General features: G+C 45.0%; 19 protein-coding genes and 1 pseudogene. 6 read left to right on the top strand and 14 right to left on the bottom strand.

Annotation, left to right across the window (positions count from 1 at the left end; genetic code table 11):
- Positions 1–184: 184 nt before the first annotated feature.
- Positions 185–1,207 carry an Npun_R2821/Npun_R2822 family protein gene (locus tag QUB30_RS01545; RefSeq protein ID WP_333328061.1) on the top strand — a complete coding sequence of 341 codons (1,023 nt, stop codon included), beginning with the start codon at positions 185–187 and terminating at the stop codon, positions 1,205–1,207.
- Positions 1,208–1,210: 3 nt separating this feature from the next.
- On the opposite strand, the gene QUB30_RS01540 is transcribed toward QUB30_RS01545, so the two are convergent.
- From QUB30_RS01540 to QUB30_RS01525, 4 genes are all read right to left on the bottom strand, one after another.
- Positions 1,211–2,161, bottom strand: a complete 951-nt coding sequence (locus tag QUB30_RS01540; RefSeq protein WP_333328058.1) for an NAD-dependent epimerase/dehydratase family protein — start codon at positions 2,159–2,161, stop codon at positions 1,211–1,213.
- A gap of 191 nt (positions 2,162–2,352) precedes the next feature.
- Positions 2,353–2,727, bottom strand: coding sequence for a hypothetical protein (locus tag QUB30_RS01535; RefSeq protein WP_333041041.1), 375 nt, complete (start codon positions 2,725–2,727; stop codon positions 2,353–2,355).
- Positions 2,728–2,920: 193 nt separating this feature from the next.
- Positions 2,921–4,597, bottom strand: a complete 1,677-nt coding sequence (locus QUB30_RS01530; RefSeq protein ID WP_333328055.1) for an AarF/ABC1/UbiB kinase family protein — start codon at positions 4,595–4,597, stop codon at positions 2,921–2,923.
- Positions 4,598–5,006: 409 nt separating this feature from the next.
- Positions 5,007–6,164: a DegT/DnrJ/EryC1/StrS family aminotransferase gene (locus QUB30_RS01525; RefSeq protein WP_333328052.1), complete on the bottom strand. Its 1,158-nt coding sequence runs from the start codon at positions 6,162–6,164 to the stop codon at positions 5,007–5,009.
- Between the two features lie 127 nt (positions 6,165–6,291).
- Between QUB30_RS01525 and QUB30_RS01520 the strand changes: the two genes are divergently transcribed.
- Together QUB30_RS01520 and QUB30_RS01515 are read left to right on the top strand one after the other, a co-directional pair.
- Positions 6,292–7,071, top strand: coding sequence for an ABC transporter permease (locus tag QUB30_RS01520; RefSeq protein ID WP_190742169.1), 780 nt, complete (start codon positions 6,292–6,294; stop codon positions 7,069–7,071).
- Between the two features lie 324 nt (positions 7,072–7,395).
- Positions 7,396–8,034 carry a Uma2 family endonuclease gene (locus QUB30_RS01515; protein WP_333328049.1) on the top strand — a complete coding sequence of 213 codons (639 nt, stop codon included), beginning with the start codon at positions 7,396–7,398 and terminating at the stop codon, positions 8,032–8,034.
- 59 nt (positions 8,035–8,093) lie between these two features.
- Here QUB30_RS01515 and QUB30_RS01510 read toward each other — a convergent pair whose 3' ends face one another.
- The 5 genes from QUB30_RS01510 to QUB30_RS01490 all read right to left on the bottom strand — a co-directional run bounded on the left by QUB30_RS01510 (position 8,094) and on the right by QUB30_RS01490 (position 15,713).
- A complete protein-coding gene (locus QUB30_RS01510) occupies positions 8,094–9,983 on the bottom strand; it encodes a hypothetical protein (RefSeq protein WP_333328046.1) in 1,890 nt (629 codons plus the stop codon).
- 173 nt (positions 9,984–10,156) lie between these two features.
- On the bottom strand, positions 10,157–10,831 hold the full coding sequence (locus tag QUB30_RS01505; protein WP_333328043.1) for a nitroreductase family protein: 675 nt from the start codon (positions 10,829–10,831) through the stop codon (positions 10,157–10,159).
- 272 nt (positions 10,832–11,103) lie between these two features.
- Positions 11,104–12,087 (bottom strand): GntR family transcriptional regulator, encoded by a 984-nt coding sequence (locus QUB30_RS01500; RefSeq protein WP_333328040.1) that lies wholly within the window; start codon positions 12,085–12,087, stop codon positions 11,104–11,106.
- A gap of 470 nt (positions 12,088–12,557) precedes the next feature.
- A complete protein-coding gene (locus QUB30_RS01495; protein WP_445300459.1) occupies positions 12,558–14,123 on the bottom strand; it encodes an adenylate/guanylate cyclase domain-containing protein in 1,566 nt (521 codons plus the stop codon).
- Between the two features lie 180 nt (positions 14,124–14,303).
- Complete coding sequence (locus QUB30_RS01490; RefSeq protein WP_333328034.1) at positions 14,304–15,713, bottom strand: aminopeptidase P family protein; 1,410 nt, start codon at positions 15,711–15,713, stop codon at positions 14,304–14,306.
- Positions 15,714–16,109: 396 nt separating this feature from the next.
- On the opposite strand from QUB30_RS01490, the gene QUB30_RS01485 reads away from it, so the two are divergent.
- Positions 16,110–16,553, top strand: a complete 444-nt coding sequence (locus QUB30_RS01485) for a DUF4332 domain-containing protein (RefSeq protein WP_333328031.1) — start codon at positions 16,110–16,112, stop codon at positions 16,551–16,553.
- A gap of 117 nt (positions 16,554–16,670) precedes the next feature.
- Positions 16,671–17,021, top strand: a complete 351-nt coding sequence (locus tag QUB30_RS01480) for a Spx/MgsR family RNA polymerase-binding regulatory protein (RefSeq protein ID WP_333328028.1) — start codon at positions 16,671–16,673, stop codon at positions 17,019–17,021.
- A gap of 11 nt (positions 17,022–17,032) precedes the next feature.
- Here the strand turns inward: QUB30_RS01480 and QUB30_RS01475 are convergent, their stop codons facing one another.
- The 5 genes and pseudogenes from QUB30_RS01475 to QUB30_RS01455 all read right to left on the bottom strand — a co-directional run bounded on the left by QUB30_RS01475 (position 17,033) and on the right by QUB30_RS01455 (position 22,373).
- Positions 17,033–17,461 carry a GNAT family N-acetyltransferase gene (locus QUB30_RS01475; RefSeq protein ID WP_333328025.1) on the bottom strand — a complete coding sequence of 143 codons (429 nt, stop codon included), beginning with the start codon at positions 17,459–17,461 and terminating at the stop codon, positions 17,033–17,035.
- Positions 17,451–19,061, bottom strand: a complete 1,611-nt coding sequence (locus QUB30_RS01470) for a cyclic peptide export ABC transporter (protein WP_333328022.1) — start codon at positions 19,059–19,061, stop codon at positions 17,451–17,453. Before QUB30_RS01470 ends, QUB30_RS01475 begins: the two co-directional genes overlap by 11 nt.
- 220 nt (positions 19,062–19,281) lie before the next feature.
- The gene (locus QUB30_RS01465) at positions 19,282–19,974 is read right to left on the bottom strand and encodes a class I SAM-dependent methyltransferase (protein WP_333328019.1); all 693 of its coding nucleotides are present in this window, start codon (positions 19,972–19,974) and stop codon (positions 19,282–19,284) included.
- A 74-nt stretch (positions 19,975–20,048) separates the two neighbouring features.
- Positions 20,049–20,648, bottom strand: a pseudogene (locus tag QUB30_RS01460) (Uma2 family endonuclease).
- Positions 20,649–20,801: 153 nt separating this feature from the next.
- Positions 20,802–22,373, bottom strand: a complete 1,572-nt coding sequence (locus QUB30_RS01455) for an NAD(P)H-quinone oxidoreductase subunit N (RefSeq protein ID WP_333328564.1) — start codon at positions 22,371–22,373, stop codon at positions 20,802–20,804.
- 265 nt (positions 22,374–22,638) lie between these two features.
- On the opposite strand from QUB30_RS01455, the gene QUB30_RS01450 reads away from it, so the two are divergent.
- The gene (locus QUB30_RS01450; protein ID WP_333328016.1) at positions 22,639–22,848 is read left to right on the top strand and encodes a hypothetical protein; all 210 of its coding nucleotides are present in this window, start codon (positions 22,639–22,641) and stop codon (positions 22,846–22,848) included.
- Positions 22,849–22,867 lie beyond the last annotated feature (19 nt).

Genomic DNA, 22,867 nt, shown 5'->3' with positions numbered 1-22,867 from the left:
GAACAGGCAAGATGCCTGTTCCACAATTTATAAATTTTGTTGTATTTTTGAAACCAAACAAGCTTTGAAAAACAGGCAAGATGCCTGTTCCACAATCAATAAATTTTATTTCTTGTGGTGTGGGCATCTTGCCCGCACCTAAAAAGTAATGTATATGCACTGGGTTACTTATTAACTAAAAACTATGGCTGATGGCATTTATATTCTGGCAAACGATGTTGTTTTCGACCACTTAGTCGCTTTATTGAACAGTCTTGAAGTCAATGGGGCAAAAGATATTCCAGTTTGCATCATTCCCTATGATGACAGAATGAAAAAAGTACGAATAGAAATTGCAATTCGCCATAATGTCACCCTCTTTGACAATACCGATTCCATCAATTTTTGGGAAAACTTTGCCACTCAAGCTTGGACATCTCACCGCAAGGCTCAAAAAGTTTGGGAAGCCAAAGGTTGGCAGCAAGTTCACTGTTTGGGAATGCACCGAAAATTTTGCTGTTTTGACGGCCCTTTTGATAAATTTGTCTATTTTGATGCGGACACTCTGTTAATGGGTTCTCTAGATTACATCTATCAAAAACTTGATGAATTTGATTGGGTAGCCAACGATTTTCAATACAAATCTGATCTCAATTATGTATTTGACTTATCCTCCCAAAAACTCGCAGAAATCTTCAATCTTGACCGACTGGAATCTCAAATTTTTTGTGCTGGTTGGTTTGCTTCAAAAAAAGGTATTTTAAATCAAAATTACTCAAGCCAGCTTTTAGATAAATTGACTTCAGGAGAAGCAGGAATTTTGTCTTTGCGGGGAACTGACCAACCTTTATTTAACTATTTAGTCGCCCGCAGCGGCATCTCTTTTTATAACTTTGCTTATCATCAACCTGCACTGGTAACGGGCAATCATTGGTCTTCTCAATTTGATGTGATAGATTATGTTCTATACGATAAAGGACGGCGGCTGACTTACTTGCACTACATGAGCATTTCGGCTGCAAAGTTTACTCGATTGTGTGCTGGCGAAGATGTTGAGATTCCCTACCGAGACGTATTTCTCCACTATCGCTATTTGAATTCGCCGGAAACACAGCCAAAACTCGCGCCTCCAAATTTGTTGGTTCGCTTGGGGAGAAATCTCAAAACTTGGGGAAGTCAAAAAGTTAATAATTTTCAATTTAAGTTGCGGAATTTCTGGGATAGATAGCCTCTAACTGTACAAAGACTGAATCCACTCCCATTCGCGCCTTAAACCTTCTTCTAAAGCAACCTGCGGCTGATAACCTAAGATTTTCTTGGCTTTAGACACATCAGCGCTAGTGTGTCGGGCGTCTCCCCTCGCAGCTTCAGTAAAATCTATCCGAATAGGTCGATCGACAATTCTCTCTATTGTATCAATAACTTCTTTTAAAACTACCCGACTTCCCCCACCAATATTAAAAACTTCCCCCGCAGCTTCCGGAACCTCAGCCGCTGCTAAGTTCGCCGCAACGCAATCGCTGATAAACGTAAAATCCCGCGTTTGCAATCCGTCGCCAAAAATTGAAATCGCCTCATCAAACAAAATCGACTTAAAAAACTTGTGAAAAGCCATATCGGGGCGCTGTCTCGGCCCGTAAACCGTAAAATAGCGCAGCGAAGTAGTCGGAAGACCGAAATTTTTGTAATAAAGCCCGCACAAACGTTCACCGGCTAATTTCGTAATTCCGTAGGGAGAAACCGGGTGCGGACAAGCATTTTCATTCGTGGGAAAAGATTCAGCATTGCCGTAAATAGAAGAAGAAGAAGCATAGACAAACTTTTGCAATTTTGGCGCATCTTTTGCAGCTTCTAACAATACTTGGGTGCTGTTAATATTGCGTTCGGTATAACTGCGAAAACCATCGCCCCAGCTAGCACGAACTCCGGCTTGCGCCGCCTGATGAAATATTACCTTAACATCGGATAAAAGACCTCGCCAATTTAGAGACAAAATATCGCCTTCCACCAATTCAAAACCCGGATACTTTTCAAATCGTGCAATATTCTTGCGCTTGAGAGCCGGATCGTAATAATCGTTGAACTCATCAACACCGATAACCGTGTCCCCTCTATTTAAAAGAGTTTCTACTAAGTTAGAGCCAATAAATCCCGCCGCACCCGTAACAATAACAATACTCATTAGATTTTAGATTTTAGATTTTAGATTTTAGATTTTAAAAATTTTACAGAAATTATTGCATAAGTTGTCCTATTCTTCTTTCTCTTTCTCTTCCTCTGCGTTCTCTGCGTTTCAAAAAACATCAAATAGGATAATCTTAGAGAACTATCAACCCCCTTCCTTCAGATAAAAAGAGGTTGATAGTTAACCTTTCATTGTTCAAAAGAATCTAAATCCAGCGCTTGGGAACCTCCGCGTTCTAACTCGATCAAAAGCTTACCCAACTGAGTCCAAACTAGCCAACCTGTGAGTACCGTCAGTGGCAAAGCTAGGGCATAAGAAAGTAGTTTTGGGAAGCCAAAAATCTCCATTCCAGAAGCTAAAAATACGCAAATACCGCCAGCCATTCCCAGAAAAGGTATGACCAATTGTAGCCTTGGCAGGTTAGCCAAGGTGCGAGTAGAACGATTTTTAGACCACTGTTGTACGGATTGTTTGAGAGTTGCTTCAAATGCTACACCGGAGGCCATCCCTGCTAGCAGTCCAGCCGACATTAAAAAATAGGGAGGTTCTGGAAAATAATACACGAATAATTCCTTAATTTGGGTAATTTGGGTAATTGGAAATGGGGAATTGGGAATTGGGAATTGGGAATTGGGAATTGGGAATTGGGAAGAGTAGAATTATTTTTCTTCCTTCTTCCTTCTTCCTTCTTCCGACTTCCATCGGACTGACATCCGTTACATCCGTTACAGAATCCGTTGCCGAACTTCCTTCTAATTAAAACCGAGTTAGCGCCGCTGCTCCTGCTGTGGAAAACTCCGTCAAAGCGCCTAGAGCAACGTTGAAAAGGCGACCGGGCTGCAAATCTTCCTTGACTAAGTTCCACAGGCTGCGAACTTCTTCGGTGTGGATTCGATCGTCCTCAATCAAAGCTAACATTAGCTGGCGTCTCAAAAACGACCCTTCCTCGGACAGCAAAAATTGCAAGCCTAGTTGTGCTGTTGGTAGCAAGTCGAAACTACGATCGGATCGGGCGATCGCGATCATGTCCTCCAACCTGTTCCACTGGAATTTGCCATCTTTGAATAATACCTCAATCAGACGCCGCCGCAGTGCCGGAGATTCTCCGTTCAACAAACGCCGCGCTACATAAGGATACGCCACCTCGACTATCTTGAAATTGGGATTCAGCGTCAGGGCCAAACCTTCTTCTGTCACCAGAGAGCGAATAATTAAGGCAAATTTCGCCGGCACCCGGAAAGGATAATCGTACATCAACTCCGAAAACTGGTCTGTAATCGTCTTGAAGTTAAAATCTGACACCTTTTCGCCGACGATATCACCCAGTACAGATTCCAGCGCCGGGACGATCGGCATAATATCTGTATCTGGTGTCAAAAAGCCCAGTTTGACAAAATCCTTAGCTAACTGTAAGTAATCTTTGTTGATCAAATGAACGACAGAATCAACCAAAGTTTCTTTAGTTGTTTCTTCCATCTGATCCATCATCCCAAAATCAATGTAAGCCATGCGGCCGTCCGCTAAGGCAAACAGATTTCCGGGATGGGGGTCAGCATGAAAAAATCCGTGTTCCAGCAACTGTCGCAAACCGCTGCGGACTCCGACTTCAATTAAACTATCGGTATCCAAACCTGCGGCTTTAACACTTTCCATATCTGTCAGCTTGATGCCGTCAATCCATTCGAGAGTCAGAACGCAATTTGAAGTATAACGCCAGTAAATGCTCGGAACTTTTACTGTCGGGTCGTCGGCAAAATTTGTAGCAAATTTCTCGGCGTTGCGTCCTTCATTGATATAATCAATTTCCTCGAACAATTTGATACCGAATTCATCGACTATTAAACAAAGGTCGTGACCGAGATTCAGCGGCAGCCAGGGGCCCAACAATCCAGCCGCCCAGCGCATTAAGTAAAGGTCAAGGCTCAAGACTGGCAGCAAATTCGGTCGCTGAACCTTGACTGCTACTGCTTCCCCGGTGAGGAGGCGAGCTCGATAGACTTGACCGAGACTTGCCGCGGCGACAGGTTCGGGAGAGATTTCGCTATAGGTTTCGCTAATTTTGCGATCGAGTTCCGCTTCAATAATCTCGAAAGCGCGCACCGAGTCAAACGGCGGCAATTGATCCTGAAGTTTGATCAATTCTTCGAGAAAGTCTTTGCGGATCAAATCTGGTCTGGTAGAAAGGGCTTGGCCGACTTTAATGAAAGTGGGGCCCAAGCGAGTGAGTATTTGTCGCAGGTGGGCGGCCCGTTCCGGCTGGTGTGCTGCGACTTCGTGCTGCCAACTGTCCCACAGCATCCCCAGCACGAAGCCCGCAAAAGACCAAATAACGGTAATTGCGCGCCAAATTGCTTTCCAAGGACGGTTGCGGTAATACTGAGCGATCGCTTGTGGATCGTAGCGTCTAGCCTGAGTGAATTGATACTGAGGCACTCGTTTATTTTCCTCTTATCTTCTGAAAATTACAGGTTAAATTGAGAATTGGGCATCGGGCATCGGGCATCGGGCATCGGGCATCGGGCATCGGGGATGGAAGTCGAAAGTTCAAATATTATTTATTCTTTCTTCTTCGTTCTTCCTTCTTCGTTCTTCCCTCTTCCCTCTTCCTTCTTCATCATTGACCGATCGCACTGCAAGTTTTAGGCGAGCGGAAAATGCACCCGTGCGAGGCGGATTGCTAGCCTAAATTTGTTTCTTTTCATTAAATATAGTACATAAAAGTACAAGTGATCGGTCAAAATACTTAACAGCTCTCCCTGAACCCTGCACATTCTCACAGCACTGCAACCCTGCAATTCTTTTCTCCTCCTGCATTTCCCTCGCTGATGCCATCGCGCCAAAGCTACCGGATGCGATCGGCCTTTGCCAAGCAATCTTTCAAACCATAAATCGTCCGCTCTTGTTGATCCCTCGACAGTTCCGGAAACATCGGCAAAGACAAGACTTCGCGACAAACTTGCTCAGCCTTTGGCAACTGACCTGCTTGATAACCCAAAGATTTGTAAACAGGTTGCAGGTGCAAAGGTAACGGATAGTAAACCATCGAACCGATGCCAGCTTCCTGCAACTGAGCCCGCATCCAATCTCGAAAATTGCCAGAGGAATTTTGCGCCTCTTCTGGACTTGTCAGCCGGATCGTGTATTGATTCCAAACTCCTTTTGCTTCCGGCAATTCTTTGGGGACGGCAACTCCGGGCGCGCGGGAGAGAAATTCGCTGTAAAGTGCCGCTTTCTCCCGCCGCTGGGCGTTCCAACTGTCGAGATACCGCAATTTAATGCTGAGAATCACCGCTTGCAGGGCATCTAAACGGCTGTTGTACCCGATTTCTTCGTAGAAATACCTAGAAGACTGTCCGTGTTCTTTGAGCACTCGCATCGAAGCTGCGAGGGCAGGATCATTTGTCGTCACCGCGCCACCGTCACCGCAAGCGCCTAAATTTTTGGTCGGATAAAAACTAAAGCATCCTACATGACCAATACTGCCCACTTTTCGAGACTGCCACTCGGCCCCGACAGATTGGGCGCAATCTTCAATTACGGCTAAATTGTGTCGAGTCGCAATTTCCATCAACCGAGTCATGTCTACCGGTTGACCGAAGATGTGCACGGGCATAATTGCCTTGGTTTTGTCGGTAATTGCCGCTTCGAGGAGCTCGACATCCAGATTAAAAGTATCGCTGTCAATATCGACAAATACTGGAGTTGCGCCGACGGCGCTAATTGTCTCAGCCGAAGCAAAAAAGGTAAAAGGAGTGGTAATTACTTCATCGCCAGGGCCAATTTTGAGAGCTCGCAAAGCCAAAATCAGGGCATCGGTGCCGGAGTTGCAGCCCACGCACTCGGAAACTCCAGTGTAGTCGGCGAACTCTCGTTCAAAACTCTTTACGGCTGGGCCGCCTACGTAGCCGCCAGAGGCAAGCACTTTTTGCACCGCAGCGGTTATCTCGTCGCCAATCTGCGCGTATTGGCGGGTTAAGTCGAGGGGGGGAACATTATTCACTCTTCACACCATAAATTTCAACCATTATCAAAGCAAATTCTTGCAGCAAAACTGTTTCTCAGAAACCTTTATTGCAATATCTTATATTTGGACAGGCAAACAATCACATTATCGAAAGGGTAGGCCGGTGTTAATTCTGCTAGATTTTACTGATTTGGGTTGGGCTTTGGGGATGGTGGCGATCGCGATCGGGCTTTCGGCGTGGCAGGGATTGGGATTGGAGGGGGCGATCGCGATCGCCGCGGGGCGCACCCTGATCCAGCTAATCTTAGTCGGATACGTGCTCGCAGTCGTATTTGACCCGGAGGGGAAAAATCCTTGGCTGGTTTTAGCAGTTTTAGCAATCATGCTGACAACAGCTAGCATGGTTGCCAGCAACCGCATCAGCAAAAAAATCAAGAACTTACTGCCCTTAGTTTGGGGTTCAATTTTTATCAGTACGGCCTTGACTCTCGCGTATACAAACTTGCTAATTTTGCAACCTGACCCTTGGTACGAACCGCAATACCTGATTCCTTTAGCGGGTATGATTTTGGGCAATGCTATGAACTCCGGGGCGATCGCCGGCGAAAGACTTGTCAGTACAGTTAATAGCAGCCAGTTAGAAATAGAGACCCATTTAAGTTTAGGTTCGACGCCGCAGCAAGCAGTCAAACAATACCGCAAAGATGCGATCAAAGCTGGATTAATCCCGCTCTTAAATACAATGACAGTGGTAGGAATCGTGACTTTACCGGGAATGATGACAGGTCAAATGCTGAGCGGTGTCAGTCCTCTTGATGCAGCATCTTACCAGATTTTGATTATGTTTGTGTTAGCGCTGGCAACTGTAATCGCAACTCTGCTGTTGACTGAGGGATTGTCCCGGAAGTTTTTCAATCAAGATGCACAATTGATAAAATGGTAATTGGGAATTGGGCATTGGTAAGATCATGTGGGTATGAACTTGCATTTGGCACTATTTTTAAGAACAGGCAAGATGCCTGTTCCACAAGACTTAAATTTTCTTGTGGGGTGGGCGTCTCGCCCGCCCGAAAAAAACAATTTAGATGCCAGACAGCTTATCTATTAAACCCGCAGTATTTTTAAGAACAGGCAAGATGCCTGTTCCACAAGACTTAAGTTTTCTTGTGGGGTGGGCGGAACAGGCAAGATGCCTGTTCCACAAAGAGTGAGTTTTCTTGTGGGGTGGGCTTCTAGCCCGCCCGGCCATAATTCAGGAGAAATAGCCATGATTCAAACTGCAACTAAACCGCTAACTTTTGAAGAATTTGCGGAATGGAAGCCCGAAAACGGACGTTATGAACTGCACAATGGAGAGATTGTTGAAATGTCACAGCCATTAGGTAAGCATGAGAAAGTTATAGGTTTTTCAGCCAAAAAACTGACCGCGCAATTCGATCGATTAAACCTTCCGTACTTCATCCCTAAACAAGCATTAGTTAAGTCGTCCGAAAACGAATCAGCTTATTCCCCCGATGTTCTGATATTAAATGAAACCAATTTAGCATCAGAACCTCTTTGGGAAAAGTTCTCCACTGTGACTCAAGGCGCATCAATTCCGCTGGTTATTGAAGTAGTTAGCACGAATTGGCAAGATGACTACATCAAAAAAGTAGGCGAATACGAACTAATCGGGATTCCTGAATACTGGATTGTGGATTATCTCGGTTTGGGGGGTCGCAGGTTTATTGGCAATCCCAAACAACCAACGATATCGGTTTATCAGTTGGTTGAGGGCGAGTATGAGGTGAGTTTGTTTCGGGGAAATGATAGGATTGAGTCGCCAACTTTTCCCGAGTTGAAATTAACGGCGCAACAAGTTTTTCAAGCTGGATTGACTGCGGGTGAAATTGCTGGCGATGCGTGAGTGTAAATATTTCGATCGTTGTGACAAATTTTTCGCCCTCACGCACCCTACAAATACAACTATTTCGGTTCGTGGCTCGCAATCCGCTTGCCTTCGCCATCGTACACCTGCATCGGGATTTTGGCGTTTTCGGCGATCGCCTCCAAAGCTTTTTGCAACGTTTGAACGTGGTTTTCTACAGCTTGGCGAGACTTCACAGCATTGTTGTTGTTTGCTTGAATAAAAGTTTGTTGCAGTTTCTGCACGTAACCTGGAGTCATCTGCACGGCAATCAAACCTTTGCTAACAGTATAGTCACAAATTTTGGGGTTGCCTTTGCAAGTTCTATCTAAATCGGTGCGGGCTTTTTGCAGATTTCTTTCTTCCTGCAACCTTACTTCTGCTTGCTGCAAGGAAGTTTTGTAGGAAGCGATCAGCGGTTGGGCTTTCTGGGAATAAGAAGTTGCCGCCGGCACTTGCTCCGCGTAACTCAAAGCTCTCCGCCAGTATTCTGATGCTTTAAACCACGCATTTTGCCCCTCAAAAATTTTAGCTTGAGCTGCTAAAGTCACTGCTTGAGTGTAGGCATCTTCAGAAATTCCTTCGACATTTTTGCGCTCGCGAGCTTGTGAAAGTTTGGTTTCGTATTTGGGAACTAGCAGTTTAGCTTGTTGGTAAGATGTCGTACCCGTGGGAATTTCTGATAGGGTTTCGAGGGATTCTTCCCAACCTGCTTGCACTTGATCCCAAGTCTCGGCTGTCTGAGCTACTGCTTCGCGAGCTTCTGCTATTTGGGCTGTATTTTTGGCGGCGAGCAGCGTTTTTTCGGCTTGTTTCTCTGTGCTTAACTGGCGATTTCCGCTTGCTAAATTCTTCCGGTATTCTTTTGTCTTTCTCTGAGCAAACGGATAAACTGGGCTATCTGTGGGGATTTCTCCGAGTTCGGCGATCGCGCTTTGCCACAGAGCTTGCGCTTCCTGCCCGTTCTCGGCAGAATAAGGCGAATTTTGGATTTTCTGGGCTGCTGACTGTGCGAGGCGCGCTGCATCGATCGCAGAGTTTAAATTCTGACTTTGCTGGCGGTAGTTTTCCAGAGCGGTTTGAGCTTCACCGCGATGAATTGACCAAGAGGGAATCGGTTCCAAAAGGGCGATCGCCTGTTTTAACTGTTCCTGCGCTTCTTGGGGGCTGCTGGCAACTTTTGACGTTTTCAGCGTCTTCGCCGAATTCTCGCTCAACTGTTTGGCATTAGCTAATGCAGTACATTCTCCGATGACGCAGGGGCGGCTCAGCATATAATAACCGCCTGCCAAAATTAGCGCCGCCATGCTGACCATTCCTGCTGCAGCCAGCATCGCAAACGGTGAATGCTGGGGTTTTTGGGCAACTGTTACCGCTTCCATATCCAGCGGATTGAAGGGATTGTCTGCAATATCTGTCGGTATGGCAGCTACTTTAAAGGCGATCGGCTCGGAATTGCTGGAACTCTCAGACAAATTGGGGAAATATTCTTCATCCCACGCATCTTTCCCATCCGTTTCTAACGGTATCTTCTCCTCTACATCTGCAGTCTGGGCCGCATTTTCTGTTAAGACTATCCCGGTTTCTTCTGCGGGGGTATTCTCTGTTTTTTTGAACAACTGCACTGTTTTTGGTCTTGACAAAACAGGGTTGTGCATGGTAAAAGAATGGAAAGCATAAGGCTGTTTTTGCCCGGTAATTTTTAGGCAAAGTCCAATCTGTTGAATAGATTCTGGTTCTATTTCGAGAAGGGCTGCTTCTAGCACTGCAAAAGTCGGTTTTGCTTTGAGAACTAAACTGCGCGGGTGTTCTCCCACAACCGTTAAAGATTCATCTCGAAAATCGCAACTGATATAAAGCGGTAATTTTTTAAAGCCGGCTGCTTGTAAGTGCTGCTGCAACTTTACTTCTAAAATTTGGGCGTTGCTTTGTCGCGCTGCTACTGTCATATTTTTCCTCTCTCTGATATCACCACTTGAAATTTTAGATTTTAGATTTTAGATTTTAGATTTTAGATTTCGGATTGCGAAATAGCGAAATTGTCGGTATTTCCGATTTGTTTGAACTTGTACCGACTCATTCAAATCTCAATTCTTAAATCTTAACTCTCAAATCTTAACTCTCAAATCTCAATTTGCAAGGTCTCTCCATAACTTTCACTGTAATAAACTTGAGTCACCTCAAAACGCCCGCCGTATTGTTTCAAAGGTTCTGCTGCATAACCAAGCGGCAGCAAACAGCAAACATCTACTTCTTCGGGAACTTGAAAGGCTTCTTTCACCTTAGCGCTGACAAAACCTTCCATCGGACAACTGTCTACTCCAAAGCTTTTAGCTGCAATCATTAAGTGGGCTACTGCGAGCATTGTATGCCTGTTTGTCCAAGTTTCTAGGGACTCGAAGCAGGGACGGTTCTCGAACAATTGCGGGATTGCTTGCCGCATATAACCGGCTAAATTGTCATTCATTGCGCCTGCTGCTTTGCCCAATTCGATGACGGCTTCGGTGTTTTCCGGTTCACCGGCGCGCCGATCGCCACAGCAAATTAATACTGTTGGGGCTTCTACCACTTGGCGCTGGTCGAAAGCGCAAGCTTTTAATTTTTGTTTGCTGGCTGAATCTTGAAGTACGATAAACCGCCAAGGCTGCAAGTTGTAACCGGAGGGCGATCGCACTCCCAATCGCAAAATCTCTGCCAATATTGCTGGGGGAATCGGATCTGGTTTGAAACTGCGCGCGGCCCGTCGGCTTTCGATCGCGGTTTTAACATTAATAGAAGGTTGGATTTCAATTGTCATAAATGATTGGTAATTGGTAATTGGTAATCGCTGGGAATTGGGTATCCGGTATCCGCTATTGGGTAATAGAAGTTGAAAGTTACGAGTTCAGTCCTAGACGCATAACCTAATTATGTAGGGTGCAACCTACTTAAGCACATTACGCCCATTAGGAATTGAGAATTATACCAGTTCCCAAAAGGATGCAGCTTTAAAGAATATCCCAACCATTATGCAGTAAGTCATTCCCAATTTTTTAATCGAAAATCGAAAATCGAAAATCGAAAATCGTATCATCCCAAGCCCAACTCGCGTTTGAGCAAGTTAATCGACTTAGAGCCGATGTAATTTTCGCAGCATACCAGTTGAGGGGGACGAATAATATCTTCTCTGACCGCGTTAATGGCAGCTTTTACTGTAGCAAAACTCGGTTGGTCGCAGAGAATTGTTCTGGCCGATCGCACGATCGAGTTAATCTTGTAGGCGTCTGACAGCAATGCCGTCATCACCAGCAAATCCTCTCCCCGGATGCTGTGGATGATGACTTCGGTCGATCGCAGCATTCCCGGACTCAGGCTGACAAGACCCAAATAACTGTCTTTTGGCAAACCCCCCACTAGCTGGATTTCCTGACTGTAGTCGTAGATATCTACGGGAATGACTCGCACCGAACGCGGTGCCGAAATCGATTCTGCTTCTCCGATAAAATACCGGCTGGTGATCACAGTTCCCGAAGAGATTTGATCCAGAAAAGTACCTAGCTGTTCCATCGGCACTAACTGTATGGGAATGCGCAGAGCTTGTTCGAGTTCTTTCGCCATCAGCTCGCCCACGCCGATGTCTTCTGTGGGGGCTGTGACGAGCACTCGGGCGCTGCATCTGAGCCGCCAGTCTATTTCGGCCAAAAATAATTCCCTGGCTTGGTTGAGCGTACAGCCCTGTCCCAGCAGTTGATCCATACTTTCTTGCACTATTTTGTTGGCAAGGGGATATTCTTCGAGGATCGGGGATTTGAGTTTACTGCCGCCTTCGTGGCCTTGAGCGCGGACGTAAATGCCAGATCCTGCTTGGGCTACTACGAGTCCGGTATTTTCTAGCTGTCGGTATACTTTGCTGATGGTGTTGCGGTGCAAACCCGTCTGCATGGCTAGTTGCCTAGTGCTGGGCAAGCGGTGCCCGGGCGGAAATTGTCGCGATGCGATCGCAAACCTGATTTGATTGAATAGTTGGGTGGATGCGGGAATATCGCTATCTGTTTGAATATGAAATTGAACCATCTTAAAGGCTCCGAGGACTTCAACTTAGTATTTTTATAACGTCGAGTACCGGACAGAGGATTGCTCGGATATCTCTGTCTATAGCATAATCTTATTTTGTTCATCTGCTGCGGCCGTTCTGCTTGCCTTGCGATCGCAGCCGCTTTCTCGTTCCCCGTAGGGACACTCCACCGTGCCAATTGGTGTCAACTTAAGACTGAAACCTATAATAAATATCGCTTTTAGGCAAAGTCTAGATCCCCCTAAATCCCCCTTAATAAGGGGGACTTTGATAAAATTTCTTGTTCCCCCCTTATTAAGGGGGGTTAGGGGGGATCTCAGCTTTGATATAAACAAGAGAGACTCAAGATTTGACGTTAAGTTGACACCAATTGGCACGGTGGAGTGTCCCTACAATTGCTGTATCTCGCTTCGATCTCTCACAGCGAACACTCCTAAAAAAAACGCTTTTTATAAAATCGGGATGCTCCCTATTTACTCTCAGATTTTGAGAGCGCTTGCTGTTTTTTACCCGTCAATAAATAAGTTTGCATTTGCCCTTTACCTTTAATCTCGATCTCGCCGCGATCTTCAAATTCATATTTATCCCGCAGCAACTCATAAGTATAGTGGCTGACTTGAATGCGACCTGTTATGCCGTGAGATTCCATGCGGCTGGCTGTATTCACGGCATTTCCCCACAAATCGTAAATAAATTTTTTAGTGCCGATTACCCCCGCTACCACCGGGCCGCTATTAATCCCGATTCGGAGGTCAAATTTCGCGTCTAGCTTCACATTTAATTCATCAATTGCTGCTAGCATATCCAGCGCCATTTCGGCGATCGCCTCTGCGTGGTCTGGGCGTTCAATGGGAATGCCGCCTGCTACCATGTAAGCGTCCCCGATCGTCTTGATTTTTTCTAAGCCGTGCTTCTCACTCAGTTCGTCAAAAGCTGAGAAAATTTCATTCAGCAAGTATACCAATTTAGTGGCAGACATGGTAGTAGAAATTTGGGTAAAATCCACCAAGTCAGCAAAAAGAATTGTTGCTTTTTCAAACTTGTCTGCAATCACCCCCGGTTGGTACTTCAACCTGTCTGCGATTGCTTCTGGCAAAATATTTAGCAGTAAACTTTCAGTTTTTTTCTGTTCTTTTCTGAGTGCAGATTCCATCTGCTTGCGCTTGGTGATCTCGTGAAAAAACACAGAAATGCCGCCGTGACCTGGAAAAGCCCGGACTTCCAACCAGACTTTTAAGGGCTGATAATATTTTTCAAAAGTCACTTCAACTTGTTTGGCTACAGCTTCACGATACTCTTCATAAAATACCGAATTTATTAAGTCGGGAAACTCTTCCCAAAAAATTTTACCAAAAAGCTCTTCCGGCGAACGCTGCAAAAATTGCGATGCTTTGTAATTGACGTAAGTAAATCGCCACTGGGGGTCGAGAGCAAAAAAAGCATCGCTCATTTCTTCTAAAAAATTGACAATTTGCTCGTCACTTGAACGGAGTTTTGCTTCAACTTGTTTCTGCCGGAATTTGGCGCGCTTTAATTTAGTCAGATTAATCCGCAACTCCATTTGGGTGATAATTTGCCGTCCTAAAGTCCGCAGCGCTTCTAGCTGTTCTGGGGTGAGATTGCGAGGAACTGTATCTATCGCGCACAAAGTGCCTATAGGGAAACCGTCAGCAGTTACTAGCGGGGCTCCAGCATAAAATCGAATATTTGGATCGGAAGTTACTAACGGATTGCCGGCAAAGCGATCGTCTTCTAGAGCATTCGGTACAACTAGCAATTCGCTGGGATTTAAAATAGCGTGAGCGCAAAAAGCTAACTCTCTCGGAGTTTCTGGCGCTTCCAGACCGACTTTTGATTTAAACCACTGTCGGTTAGAATCTATTAAGCTGACTAAAGCAATAGGAGTACCGCAAATATAGGAGGCTAAAGCTGTTAGGTCATCAAAAGCTGCTTCGGCATCTGTATCGAGAATGTTGTAGCGGTAAAGTGCTTCTAGCCTCTCTGCTTCGTTGCTGGGCAAAGGTGCAGCTTGCATCGGCGGTGGCGAGGATACAGGTTTGTGAAAAATGCGCGCAAGTCTCTGTGCTGCGAATTTTTGGACTTGCGCGGCCAGTTTTTCAACTAGCATCAAAAGACCTATTTGCCAAGCTTTATTCATCTTTATTTATTTTTTTTCATACCCGCTCGAACTGAGGGCGATCGAACTCGGCTCTACTTACGTATTTACCGCAACTAACTCCTCAATCTCCGGAGCTTTTGTAGGCAATTTCCCTGTCAATACTTCTCTACCCTCTTCACTGACAAGTATATCATCTTCTATGCGAATTCCCCGCACATCTGCGAATTTTTCCAACTCATCCCACTTAACAAAATCTTTATATTTGGCGCGATTTTCCGAGTTATTTAAAATTGCCGGAACTTGATAAAATCCCGGTTCGATCGATACCAGCATTCCCGATCGCAAAACTCGATTCAGCCGCAAAAATCCCAGCCCAAACCGACTGCTTCTCGTTCTTCCTTCTTGATAGCCAGCCAAATCTCCTAAATCTTCCATATCGTGAACATCTAAACCGATTAAATGTCCGATTCCGTGCACAAAAAACAGCGCGTGAGCGTCCATTTCTACCAAATCTTCAACCTTCCCCCGCAAGATACCTAAATCAACCAATCCTTCCGCCATAATTCGAGCAGCTAACAGGTGAATGTCTTGATATTCCATGCCCGGACTAATTTTATCGATACAAGCATCGTGCGCTGCCAAAACCACATCATATATCGCTTTTTGAGTCGGAGAAAACTTGCCAGAAACCGGCCAAGTGCGAGTCACATCAGCCGCCCATCCCGTTGATGTTTCCGCACCGACATCTGCTAACAGCAAATCTCCTGTTTGTAGGGGATGGTGATAATGTTCGCTGTGCAGGACTTCCCCATGCACAGTCACGATACTGGGATAGGCATAGGTCATGTTCTCCGAGATGATGACACTTTCCATTGCAGCGCGCACCCCTGCTTCAATTTGAGCATTTCGAGTTGCCGCCATTCCCGCTTTGTGAGCTGCTACGGTGACAGCCGCAGCTTGACGCAATTCGGCCAAACTGGCTGCATCGTGGCTCAGGCGCAGAGATACGATCGCCTTGGTTAATTCTAGGTCGATTCCGGTTGGGGATTTGGGCGGTGCCAGAGGGCGATCGAGAATTTGAGACTGTTGTAACTGAGTCAAAGAATCCTGAACGGCGATAGTTGCTGCATTTGTCGTTAGCGCAGCCCTCGAAGAGGATCGCGCTTTCAATTCGGCCATTGGAAAAGCAGCATCAGCCCCAATTAGTTCAGCAATTTCTGCTCTTTTCGGCATTTCTCCGTGCCAAAGCGTGTTGCTAGCAGGTGCGTCATCTAAGAACAGTTCTAATTTGCCCGATTCTAAGCGAATGGCAGCATTTTCTAAGGGCAAACCAGCAAAATATAGAAAGTGACTGCTGGCACGAAAGGGATAAGTAAGTGCCGGATAATTGCGAGGAATGCTACGACCAGACCAGAGAATTACCGGAAAATTAATTAAATTGGCCAGTTTTTGCCGCCTTTGGTGTAAAGTATTAGTTAAGAAATCATAACCTTCTGTAATTCTCATGGGTAAAAACCGATAAATTTGAGTTTGGTTTGCAATAAAGCGGAAGTCGTTTGAGTCTCGGGATTAAAGCACTAAAGTCCAGACTGCCAACTTGGCAGCCATTTTTGGAAAAAGTCTCATCTTGCTCAGATTTTTTGCTATCATTTTTAGGGCGGTCTTTTTAATCGTATTTGTCGTCATTGCCGGCATGATTTTCTTAAGTAGGAACCCTGCCGGCTGCTCCCACAAAAAGGCTGAAAGTGCTAGTGTGCAGCCAATTAGCAGAAATGTCACAACACCCGCTATTAGCGAAATTCGTTTGTCTGGTTTTTGTTGATTTTGCGAGCTGAGCGATCGCCTGTATTGACGGTTTGATATTTTAGACTTTAAAGTATAAGTAAAATTCACTGAAAAAACATGAAAATTTCTCACAAAGCTCCTCAAACTTCCGTACAAGTACGCGACTGGCCTATCGCACACTTACCGGGATTGAGCAAAGAAAACCAATCTCAACTGGAAGAGTGCAGCATCACCACAACCGGACAACTAATTCGCATGACGAAAACGCAGGCTGCAAAAGCATTGCTAGCGCATCAATTACAGATTAACATTCAATATATTAATAAATGGGCAGCCATGGCAAATTTGGCTCGAATTCCGAGTGTAGGTTGTCAGTATTGCGGGCTGTTACTGCACGCCGGCGTTGCTTCTCCGGCTCAATTGGCTCAAATGCCCGTGGAGAGATTGCACCAACAAATTTTAAGGCTGCACGTAGCGACAATGCAGCGCAATGACTTGACTCCTTCAGTCGATCGCGTGCAAAAATGGGTTCAACAAGCTAGATTAGTCAGCAGTCCCTAGTCATTAGTCATTAGTTATTGGTTATTAGTTATTGGTTATTAGTTGTCAGTTGTTATTAGCTTTCCTGTCAACAGTCACCAGTCAACAGTCAACCGTCAACAATCAGCAGTCATTAGTATGTCAATTCAAGTTTACGGAATCCCGAACTGCGGAACCTGCAAAAAAGCTTTCCAGTGGCTCCAAGATAGCGGCGTTAATTACGAGTTTATTAACACAAAAGAACAGCCGCCGCATCGCGAAACAATTCAAAGCTGGGTAGCTGCTTTGGGTTTTAAACCCATGCGAAATACTTCCGGTCAATCTTACCGCGCTTTGGGGGACGACAAGAATAATTGGACTAGCGAACAGTGGGTGGAGGCTTTTGCTAAGGATGCGATGCTGCTGAAACGTCCTCTTTTCGTTAAAGATGGAACGGCTGTCTTAGTAGGTTTCAAACAAGACGCAATTAGAGAAAAATTGGGGCTTTAAAATGGCTGAGTTCAGCCTGTTGTTCGCCGCAAAAACTTAAGTTCGCCCACATCATCCGTAAAACCCCAACGCTCGTAAAACGGCATCATGTTGGGCAAACAATTAAGATAAAAATGCTCGACATCTTGCAGTTCGGGATGGCTTAAAACTGCATCCATCAACTTCGCACCCAGTCCCATCTTTCTGTGTGTCGGCTTGATAATGACATCAAAAATCATGGCTCTGTATACGAAATCGGTAATGACGCGGATAATGCCAATTAGTCGATCGCTCTCATCGACAAAAGCAATGATAACATCAGTAGAAGCCAGCATTTTCACAACATCCTCCCGCGTCCGCTTGTCGCTCCAAAACTCGTTTTTGTACAAATCCATCAAGTCAGAAATCTGGCTGTCATTCAAAGTTTCGACAATTCGGTAGTTATCCATTTTATCGGTCATACTCTACTTTACCGTAATCTAGTTTAATTGCGCGATCGGCTAAATCAAAATAGCGGTCATCGTGACTAATCACAAACACCGTTTTCCCCCGCCGCTTCAACTCCGGTAGCAACTGCTTGTAAAAAATATCCCGGAAAAACTGGTCTTGATCCGAAGCCCATTCATCAAACAAATAAATCGGTCTATCTTCCAAATACGCCGTCAGCAAAGCCAGCCGCTTTCGCTGTCCCTGAGACAAAGCCGTAGTTGACAAAACTCCATCTTTCACCTGAACCTTATTTTCCAAATGAAACTCTCGCAAATATTCAGCAGCCTGCTTGTCCAAATCGCGATCAGTCATCCCCAAAAGCCTTTCAAACAGATAAAAATCAGAAAAAATCGCAGAATAATGCTGTCTGTACCACTCTCGATTTTCATCAGTAATTGGCTGGCCATCTAGGAGAATTTTTCCCGATTCAGGAATATACAAACCAGTGATTAACTTAGCTAAAGTAGACTTACCGCTGCCATTCCCGCCAATTATAAACACCAATTGACCCGGATGAAACTTCAAATTCAGCTCGCCCAAACTAAAATTGCTGTCTTCTTTTTCTCCCGGATAGCTGTGAATTACTCGATTTAACTCCAGCGTCTCCCACTGAGCTGTGTCAGGCAGTTTAACCGTTGAATTTATCTCAGCTTGACTCGCCAAAGCCAAGCCCATTCTCTCTATCTTTTCCACAGAAGTATTAGCACGAAAAAGCGCAGGCAACCTTTGCAAAATATTGTTAAACGGAGACATTAAATAGGTACTTGTCAGAATGTAAGCTGACAAAACCGGAGTAGAAACCAGCACAAATTTGGGTACAACAAATAACAACAAACCCATCAGCATAAAAAACAGCAACTGCCCAACTCCCATCGCAACTGCGCCAGTATTCAAAGCAGTCACGTTATAATCGCGGGAAGCATCAGCACTCACCTGCAATTCTTCCGCAAAAAACTCTTGGCGGCGCAACGAATGCAGTTTTAGTTCCTTAATTCCCTCAGTAATACTGCGAAAATGCTTAAACAATATATCTTGTTCTTCTCTGGCTAAATCGAAGAATTTCCGCATTTTATTTAGCAGCAACTGCACCGTGCCAATCGTCAGCCCCATAAAACAAAATACAACAACAAAAACCGTCCCAGAAATCGTGCTTAAATAAGTTAAGCAGCCGATAACAACGGCGATATCAACACAGAGAAAAGGAATCAAAAATATAGTATTAGAAAGCGTTCCCACATCATCAGTCAGAGTTGCCAGCAAGCCGTTAGCGCCCAACTCTTCCAAATTCCGCAAAGGAGTAGACAAAATCCCGCGGCTCAAACTCAGACGCAGATTGTAAACCGCTTCTTGAGAAAGGTAGATTAACAAAAATTGCGATATGACTCCGGCGACGAGAGCCAAAACGGCTAACCCGGCAAAATACCAGACTAAATTACCATTGGAATTGTCGTTGATTGCACGGTTAATGAGGGAAATTAACATAGCGCTGCAACCGCCGCTGATTAAACCTGTGAGTATGGCGATGGAAACATTTAACCACGAAGCTTTTAACAGTAACCAAATTACATTCATAGAAGTTTATTGAGGTTGATTTTTGACGGTAGTCAGAGCTCGATCGCACCCTTAACTATTTTGCCAATTTTTTCCAGATTTAGGGGCAACCACGGGGGGATTGCCCATACAAAAAACTATATATGGACACTCTGCGTCCATGACTGTCTATTTGGCCAATTTTTTCCCAAAATGTCCTCATCTTCTCTACACATAGCGCGACAGATTAGGAGCAAAAACTTTAAACCTTAATCCCGGTAGCGTAAATAAAATAGTTTTCTGTCACCTTAACTTCAGATTTAAACCCTATTTTAGCTAATTTTTCTAAAAGCGAATCCTGCTGGTAGTAAACTTTATAAACTTGAAATTCTCGATCGTCATTTAACTTGCGATTTTGGCAAATACTGGTTTCATCCTTCAGAATATGATTTGTGGCTGAAGAGGTTTCTTCAAATAAAGAGTCAACTATAAATACTTGTCCCCCAAAGCGAACCGATCGGTAAACTTTTCCCAAAAACTCATCCACTAAAGTTGGGGGTACGTGAGAAAGCCAAAAAGCAAAGAAAACTAGATCGTACTCCCGATCGGGTTCCCATGAAAATAAATCGATCTGTCGGTAAGTAACTTGAGAAGCATTTAGCTTTTGGCGGTTAATTTCGATAACTTCTGGCGCGGCATCAAAAGCATCGAGATCCTCGCCCACCTGCAAAAGTTCAGCAGTCCAAATACCCGTACCGCAAGCCAACTCTAAAACACTTGCAAATTTGCCAAGTTTATGCAAATCACTTTTAACAACGGCAACCTCATTAAACCAACGCTGGTTAATTTCCGCTCCGCGATCGTAGCGACCTGTTCTGTAAAACCATTCATCATATTCGCTAGCTCTGGCACGGTAGTAATCAACTTGTTCTTGGAGGTTTTCTTCTATTGTCATGTTCGTTTCCTAATAGCTATATTTTGGTTTGCCCGTTATAAAGTTAAGCTTCGCATCCCCCACTAGGATGATTTTCATTCTTGTACTTCCGTTTCCTGGCTTTCAAATACTACTTTTACATAAATGTCACTCATCGACATTTGCACTCCCACCGAAGCCAAAGAAACTGTTGCTGTTTCTCCCTCATATTCCCTAAATAACCACTCATTCGAGTCAGTTTTAATATACTGTTCGACCAAAAACTCATATTGGCTCACTAATACATATTCCCGCAATTCAGGAATCGAGCGATAAAACCGAAACTTATCCTCTTTATCGAAATCTTTGGTAGACTTAGAAAGCACTTCCACAATGAGCATCGGATTGAGGATCTCATCACTGCGTCCCTCGTTAAAAACTGGCTCTCCTTCAATAACCATCACATCCGGGTAAGTTCCCCGTCGCTACCGAGGAATCCACAACCGCAAATCGTTGTGAAAAAGCTCATAGGGCTGCCCCTCAAGCAAATTTCCCAAGACTCTACTCAAATTTCGGATAATCCGGCTGTGATTAATACTACCACCACTCATTTGTACAATTTTTCCATCCCGGTATTCATTTCTAAACTCAGCAGTTTCCTCTAACTCCCGGTACTCATCTGGAGTATAAAACTTTTCCTTACTTTTTACTAACATTGTTGCCTCTGTACTAACTTTAATCTGCGTTAATCTGCGTTAATCTGCCTACACCTGCGGTTAAAAATCATAATTGACAGTATATCACAACAAAAAAGAAACGCCCAACTTCACAAAGTTAGGCGCTTTTCAATCTCTCAAAACCAGGTAAACTTAATCCCGGCTAGACAACAAATTCGATTCAACTTTTGCAGCCACCACAGGTTGCACCTGACTCAATGCCGACTGCAAGATGGGACTTTTGGTAACAGCATCATTAGCCAAATTAAACAAAGGGTTAGACAAAATACCTGCCAAAGTTGTCGCAACCAAGGTGAGTACAACGCTGACCTGCAAAGGCCGCATTCCCTGAAGATTCCAGCGAATTTCGGGATAAGTTTTCACCGCTTCTGACATTTCTTGAGGTTCCTTCACGACCATCATTTTGACGACGCGGATGTAGTAGTAAATCGAAACCACGCTGGTAATTAATCCCAGAATAACTAAGCCGTAAAGTCCAGCTTGCCAGCCTGCCCAGAACAGATAGATTTTGCCGAAAAATCCAGCCAGCGGCGGAATTCCGCCGAGAGAAAGCAGGCAAATACTCAAGGTTAAAGTTAGCAGCGGGTCTTTTTGATACAAACCGGAGTATTCGCTAATTTGGTCGGTTCCAGTCCGCAGCGAGAACAGGATGATGCAGGCGAAAGCGCCCAAGTTCATAAACAGGTAAACCAACATATAAAATATCATGCTGGAGTAACCGGCTTCTGTTCCTGCAACCAAACCAATCATTACAAAACCGGCTTGCCCGATCGACGAATAAGCCAAAAGCCGCTTCATGCTAGTCTGGGCGAGGGCAACCACATTTCCCAACACCATGCTGAGAATAGCTAAGGCCGTGAATACGAAGTGCCACTGTTCGGTAAGTGCGGGGAAAGCAGTTGTTAACAAGCGGATTGCTAGGGCAAAACCTGCTGCTTTGGAACCGACAGAAAGAAAGGCAACAACGGGTGTAGGAGAACCTTCGTAAACGTCAGGAGTCCACTGGTGGAAGGGAACCGCAGAGATTTTGAAGGCGATTCCGGCGATCGCAAAAACCAAAGCAATCACCAAACCGAGAGATTGACCTTCATTCACAGTAGAAAGGTTAGCCGCGATCGCACTCAGCTTAGTTTCGCCGCCAGACAACCCGTACAACAGCGAAATACCGTAGAGAAACACCGCCGAAGAAGATGCACCAATTAACAAATATTTCAAAGCAGCTTCATTGGAACGCGGGTCGCGTTTTGTGTAACCCGTCAGCAAATAAGACGAGATACTCAGAGTTTCCAACGAAATAAAAATCATCACCAATTCATCAGCGCCGCTGAGGAACATTCCCCCCAAAGTAGCGCTGAGCAAAATGCCGATAAATTCCGCTAAAGCAGTACCCGTTTGCAGTACATAGCGGACGGAGATCAAAATAGTGACAGCCGCAGTCAAAGCGATAATTCCCCGAAATACTAAACTCAAGGCATCGCTGTTAAAACCGCCCAGAAACGAGATAGTATCCGTGTTATCCCACTGCAAACACAAGGCAGCGACGGCGGCCAGCAAACCCGCAACGGCAGCGTAGGGAGTCCAACCCGAGGAACTGCGGCCTACGATTAAATCGCCGACGAGAACAACCAAGAGGGTGATGATGACAATTCCCTCCGGTAAGATAGTTCCAGCATTTAGCTGGGCGGCAAGAGTAGCAAAATCCATATTTTCACGCAGGTTGGGTAGTACAAGCCGCAAAGGCTGTAATGGGCAGTGAACTCGTAAAAATTCTTTACCAAACACAGATTGTAGCTGATTACAGCTTCGCGCTCCCAGTTTTGCGGTTGTTTGTGGTCCGGGAGTCGATACTCGGTAGCGGTTTTGCATACAGTTGCGGGCATTGTAGAGATTGCAGACTGATGTCACCTGCGACTCTCGTCGCGATCGACCATAACTGCCACAATGTAGAAAGTTAAACCAGTAATCCGGCATGACTTACTCGCTAAGTGCCTACAAACAACTTATTCTCAATTACTTCAACAACCGTCCCGACTGCGAAAATGAATTTCACAAACAAGCTGCAACTCGGTTAGTAGAATTGGCAAAAGTGCGATCGGGCCAGCAAGTTCTAGATATAGCCACCGGAACAGGTTTAGCGGCAATTGCGGAGGATGCACTTAGGTCGGATCGAACTCAATAAAATATCAGTCGCATTTTCT

It is taken from the genome of Microcoleus sp. BROC3 (genome assembly GCF_036702515.1).
Taxonomy (GTDB): Bacteria; Cyanobacteriota; Cyanobacteriia; order Cyanobacteriales; family Microcoleaceae; genus Microcoleus.
Note: the sequence above shows the minus strand (reverse complement) of the source record. Positions and strands in the feature narration are given on the sequence as shown.